We start from the raw sequence: 2132 nt of genomic DNA on the forward strand, positions 1-2132 counted from the left end.
TCCGGCCGTCGCGGCCGGGGCGTTCGTGGCGGTCGCCGTGGGCCGCCGCTGGGACGTGGGCCGCACCACGATCGGAGCGCTCTGCTCCAGCTATGTCAACGCGGGCAATCTCGGGATTCCGATCGCCGTCTATGTCCTCGGCGACGCCTCACTGGTGGCTCCCGTCCTGCTGTTCCAGCTCATCGTGGTCACACCGATCGCCTTGACGGTGCTCGATCTGGCCGGAGCCGGAGCCGGAGCCGGAGCAGGGACCGGAGCGGGAGCAGGGACCGGAACCGAGGCCGGGTCCAGAAAGAAACTCTCCTTTGTGCAGCGGCTGATCACACCGCTGCGCAATCCGGTCGCGGCCAGTTCGCTGTGCGGAGTGGCGGTGGCGGCCACGGGCTGGACGGTGCCAGGACCTGTACTGGATCCACTGGTCCTGATCGGCAACATGTCCGTTCCCGCCGTGCTGCTTGCCTTCGGGATATCGCTGCACGGGAGCGCCCTGCCGGGCCGTGGCCCCGACCGCCACTCCGTGCTGCTCTCCGCCGCCCTGAAGTCCGCGGGCCAGCCGCTGGTGGCCTGGATGCTGGGAGCGTGGGCCTTCGGACTGCACGGCGCGGCTCTGCTCAATGTCGTGGTGACCTCCGCCCTGCCCGCCGCCCAGAATCTCTACACCTACGCTTCGCGCTACAAGGTCGCAGAACGGCTGGCGCGGGAGTCGATCCTGCTCTCCACACTGCTGTCGATCCCGGCCCTGGTGGCGGTGGCGGCACTGCTGGGCTGACGTACGGCCGGGCGCGCGCGTAACGGGAACGCGCGTAACGGGCGAGCGCGTAAAGGGCGCAGCCGGTCATGACGGCGGTAGCGGCCCGGACCGGCCCATACGTACCGCGAACGGGCAGACGGCGTTCAGTTGTCAGCCATCGCCGCGCCACGGCTGATCAGAACAGTGCGGCTGACACAGATGTACAGCGCAGGGAGTTCGACATGAGCACAGCAGACAATCGCGGCAAGCCGGCGAGACGGGCGCTGCTTCAGGCGGCGCTCGCGGTGCCGGCCGCCGGGGCGGCGGCGACGTTCCTCGACACGGCCTCGGCGCAGGCCGACTCGGGTGCCTACGGGCGGTTCGACGGCGTCAGCCCCCGGTTCGCGTTGGCCGTCCTTCCCGACACCCAGTACCTCTTCGACGCCGACAGCTCCGACCCGGCGCCGCTGCGCGAGACCTTCCGTTACCTCGTGTCCGAGCGGAAGGAGGCCAACATCGCGTTCATGACGCACCTCGGTGATGTCACGGAGCACGGCACCCGCGACGAGATCGAGCTGGCCGCCGACACCTTCCGTACGCTCGACGGCAAACTGCCCTACAGCGTGCTCGCGGGCAATCACGACATCAACGGCTCCGACGACCAGCGCGGTGACTCCGCCTATCTGAGGGCCTTCGGTCCGGCGCGCTACGCGTCCATGCCGACCTACGGCGGCTCCTCGCGCGACGGCTACAACAGCTACCACGTGGTGAGCGCCGCCGGACGCGAGTGGCTGGTCCTCGCCCTGGACTGGCGTGTGTCCGACGCGGGCCTCGACTGGGCGCGCTCGGTGCTCGACCGCCACGCGACGCTGCCGGCCATTCTCACCACCCATGACATCGCCTCGTCCGGCGACGACGGCAAGGCCCAGCTCTCGGGCAACGGACAGCGGCTGTGGGACGGTCTCATCCGCGGCAACGACCAGATCTTCCTCGCGCTCGGCGGTCACTACTGGCCGCCCGGCCGTACCGTCCTCACCAATGACGCGGGCCATGACGTCCATGTCCACATCACCAACTACCAGGACCGCTACTACGGCGGTGCCGCGATGATCCGGTTGTACGGTTTCGACCTCGCGCGCGGTGTCATCGACGTCGAGACGTTCTCGCCCTGGTTCCTCGCGCGCGATCCGGAGAAGCGGACGCCGCTGGAGGCCGAAACGATCGAACTGACCGGTCCCACCGACCGGTTCAGCCTGGACATCGACTTCGACACCCGGTTCGCGGGCTTCGACCAGTCCGTACCGCCGGCGGCCCGTCCGGCCTCCGCCGTGATGCCGCGCGGGACCGTCGCGTACTGGCGCTTCGACTCCGCCGGGCTCGGCGGCGGCGCCGGCACGGCGGG

At 69.7% G+C, this 2132-nt stretch carries 2 protein-coding genes; both read left to right on the forward strand.

What is annotated here, in order from left to right; genetic code table 11:
• On the forward strand, positions 1–769 hold a 769-nt coding region (locus GA0115259_RS36840; RefSeq protein WP_107469406.1), incomplete at its 5' end, for an AEC family transporter.
• 203 nt (positions 770–972) lie between these two features.
• A partial coding sequence (locus GA0115259_RS36845) for a metallophosphoesterase (RefSeq protein WP_176732781.1) occupies positions 973–2132 on the forward strand: 1160 nt, incomplete at its 3' end.

Origin of the sequence: Streptomyces sp. MnatMP-M17 (assembly GCF_900091995.1) — a bacterium.
Lineage (GTDB): Bacteria > Actinomycetota > Actinomycetes > Streptomycetales > Streptomycetaceae > Streptomyces.